This window comes from Alcanivorax sp. HI0083, assembly GCF_001635175.1.
Map to the genome: position 1 here is coordinate 1 of NZ_LWFX01001058.1, position 3,386 is coordinate 3,386.

Here is a 3,386-nt window from a genome sequence, read left to right on the forward strand (position 1 = left end):
CCAGGCCTGCGGGTTGGCCATGGGCCGCGGCAGCTTGTGGCTGGGCAATGCCTTCCAGACACCGTCTTCCTGTTCCGCCAGCACAAACTGGAAGGGATGCAGCCCCGGCACCCCCAAGCGAATATCCGTGGCCAGTAACTGGTCAGGCCCGGCGTCCACATCCATGAACCCCCGGGTGAACCAGGCCAATTTGCGGCCCGCCGGCAGCTGCATGGCCTCGGCATAGTCCTGCGGCGAACGGGGGAAGGTTTCCACTGTCAGCGCATCGCCGTTATCCAGCACACCGGTGACAATCTCCAGTCTCTGCTGTTCCCCCAGCACCGTCACCCGCCACAGCAGGGTGGAAAACGGCATGGGCTGCACCAGACGTGGCGCCTCACTCAAGCCCCGTTGCGCCAGCGTTGGCATCACCCGCTGTGTCATCCACTGCTGGGCCACCAGGCTCCAGCATAGATACAGGGAGGACAGCGTCAGCCCGGTGGCCAGTGCCGCCATTGCCGGCGGTCGTGCCAGAGCCACTATCACGGCAACCAACATGGGCAGGGTATAAAGCGGATCAATGATAAAGACACTGCTGATGGCCACCGGGTCACCCAGTGGCCAGAACAACTGGGTGCCATAAGTGGTAAACGCATCCAGCAGCGGGTGCGTGATCAAACACAGCCCGGTGAACAACCACCAGCGTCGCAACGGAATCTGTGTCTGCCAGCGGGACAGGCACAGGGCCAGCACCAGCGAGACCGGCAACAACACCAGCAGGGAGTGGCTGAAACCGCGATGCTCGGTGAAATTGGCCACCGCATCGCCGTAATCAATCAGCACATCCAGATCGGGCAGGGTGCCCAGCAAGGCGCCACCGAGCAGAGCCCGGCGACCCAGGGGGCGGGAGAGAACAGCGCCCCCGACGGAGGCACCCAATACGGCCTGTGACAATGAATCCATGAATTACTCTAGGGCAGGCGGAGCGACAGTATCGCATCCCGCCTGCCAACAGGCCGTCAATACGGCATTAACCGGCCACGCCCCACAGGCCCTTCAGGCTGTTCAGTGCGGTCGCGCCAACACCTTCACCGCCCAGGAAGCCGAGAATTTTCGGCGCAAACTGGGAGATCATTTCCGGGCTCAGGCCCAGGGCGCTGAAGGCTTTGGAGACACCCTGCAGGGTCGAGATGTTGCCCAGCATGGAAGAGGCCATGCCACCGCCGCCACCCAGCAGGGAATCCAGCCCCGGCACCTTGTTCATGATGCCGCTGAACTGATCACCCGACAGGTTGTTCTGGGCCATGGCCAGCAAGGCGCCGGCACCGCCTGCCGCCTGCTGCTGCGTCACCCCCAGGTCGGCGGACAAAGAATCCACCAATGCCTTCGCTTCACCGGTCACCGCCAGCTTGCTGTTGGCGCTGTCCATGGCACTGGTGGCCGCGTCGTTCGCCTGGTTCACGCTGGCATTGGCCTTGTCGGACGCGTCATTCACCGCCTTGTTGGCCGAGTCGGTCATGGATTTCAGATCAAACGCCTGGGCCGGCGCACTCAGGACCAGGCACAGAGAGGCGCCCATCAAGCCAAAACGGAAAGCGTTCATAGTTGCTCCTTGGTTATCGTCAATCATCCCTGTTCAGAGGGGAACAGTATGGCAAACCTTACCCATGCAAAAAGGCGACGGCCATCACTTTGTGCACGCTTTGCGCAGGGGGTCATTCAAGCGGCTGCTGACATTTCTGCAACAACCCGAGCAACTGCTCTTGCTCACTGCGGCTCAAGCCTTGCAGAAGCTCGGCAAACGCCGCCCGGCGAACCTGCTCAGCGGCATCCGCCATGGCCTGCCCCTGCTCGCTGAGGAACAGGCGCACCTTGCGGCCATCATGCGGGTCGGCTTCCCGGCGTATCAGCCCCTGCGCTTCCAGTGCCTTGATCTTGCGGGTGAGCTGCGCCTTGTCACGGGCCTGGTGGCGCGCCAGGCACTGGGGGGTGGCCCCCGGCGTATTCAGCAGAAACTGTAGCAAGCCGATATCCGGTGGACCCAGCGACACCGGTAGCGCGGACAGCGGTTCACGCATGGCCCCGCGCAGTCGGTTAAGCGTGGCCGTGAACGCCTGGGCAAGAGGCACGGAAATATCATCAGGCATAAGGTTCTCGCGACTGTCAATTTAGTTGACACTGTCAATAAAATAGCAATATAGTTGATATTATCAACTTAAAGCACAGGAGTTACCACCATGAAACACGCCCATGGATTTGCGGCCACCGGCCATGCCTCCCTCTATCTGAAGAAGCTCTGCCGGCATTTCAGCCACAAGGTGGAAACCGAATTCGACGACCACAAGGGCACCATTCGTTTTCCTTTCGGCACCTGCGAGTTGAGTGCAGATGACCAGGCACTACACCTGCACTGCCAGGCCAGTAGCGATGAGCTGGAACGCCTTCGTGAGATTATCGACAGTCACCTGGCCCGCTTCGCCACCCGCGAACCGGTTGACCTGCGCTGGCACTGAAGCGACACCACAACCCGGGTCTACTGTTCGGGGACGTTGTACTGAAAACGGGGCAGGTGCCATTCATAGCGAATCGCCAGCATGCGCATCAGGAAACCACTGGCCAGTGTCACCAGGGTGATGGTCATTTCCCCCAACGGGGTGAATTGCAGCAACAGGTACAGACAAGCCGCCCCCAGTGAAATCACCGCGTACAGTTCTTTCTGAAATACCAGCGGCATGCGGTTACACAGCAGATCACGAATCACCCCGCCAAAGATGCCGGTAATCAACCCGGACAAGACCGCCACCGGTGCACCCAGCTCCATGCCCTGGGCCACCTTCACCCCGATCACCGTAAACACAATCAGCCCCAGCGCATCCAGCACCAGAAACAGCATGCGCAGACGCTGCATCAAGGGAGCCACCCAGGTAGTGACCAGCGCTGCCGCCGCTGTCAGCCCCAGGTATTCCGGGTGTGCCACCCAGGTCAGCGGATAATGCCCGAGCAGCACATCGCGGATGGAACCGCCCCCCATGGCGGTCACACAGGCCACCATCACCACCCCGAACAAGTCCATACGCAGCCGCCCCGCCGCCAATGCGCCGGTCATGGCTTCCGCCGTAATACCTATCAGATACAGCGCTAAAAGCATCGTCATCGCCCTTGCCTCACAGCATTTCCTGTCGCCATCTTGAATTACAAATGAAAACCATTATCATCCACCGCCTGTGATTTTCGCCAGGTATCCCCCAGCCATCACATGCTCCGGTGCCCGCCAACCTGCGTGCACCGCCACTGCATTTCATTATTTCCGGGGGAAACCATGTCTGATTTGCGTTTTTCCGTTCTGGCGACCAGCTTGCTACTGGTGTCCGGCACGGCCTATTCCGAAACCACCGCCAACGACAGTC

5 protein-coding genes are annotated in these 3,386 nt (G+C 60.6%); 1 reads left to right on the forward strand and 4 read right to left on the reverse strand.

Annotated features, from left to right (window positions below; translation table 11 throughout):
• The 3 genes from A3754_RS13880 to A3754_RS13890 all read right to left on the reverse strand — a co-directional run.
• On the reverse strand, positions 1-942 hold a 942-nt coding region (locus tag A3754_RS13880), incomplete at its 3' end, for a metal-dependent hydrolase (protein ID WP_063520166.1).
• Positions 943-1,009: 67 nt separating this feature from the next.
• On the reverse strand, positions 1,010-1,582 hold the full coding sequence (locus A3754_RS13885) for a DUF2780 domain-containing protein (RefSeq protein WP_063520167.1): 573 nt from the start codon (positions 1,580-1,582) through the stop codon (positions 1,010-1,012).
• A gap of 112 nt (positions 1,583-1,694) precedes the next feature.
• Positions 1,695-2,126 (reverse strand): MarR family winged helix-turn-helix transcriptional regulator, encoded by a 432-nt coding sequence (locus A3754_RS13890; protein ID WP_063520168.1) that lies wholly within the window; start codon positions 2,124-2,126, stop codon positions 1,695-1,697.
• A gap of 90 nt (positions 2,127-2,216) precedes the next feature.
• On the opposite strand from A3754_RS13890, the gene A3754_RS13895 reads away from it, so the two are divergent.
• Positions 2,217-2,492: a DUF2218 domain-containing protein gene (locus A3754_RS13895; RefSeq protein WP_063520169.1), complete on the forward strand. Its 276-nt coding sequence runs from the start codon at positions 2,217-2,219 to the stop codon at positions 2,490-2,492.
• A 20-nt stretch (positions 2,493-2,512) separates the two neighbouring features.
• On the opposite strand, the gene A3754_RS13900 is transcribed toward A3754_RS13895, so the two are convergent.
• Positions 2,513-3,127 (reverse strand): trimeric intracellular cation channel family protein, encoded by a 615-nt coding sequence (locus A3754_RS13900; protein WP_063520170.1) that lies wholly within the window; start codon positions 3,125-3,127, stop codon positions 2,513-2,515.
• Positions 3,128-3,386 lie beyond the last annotated feature (259 nt).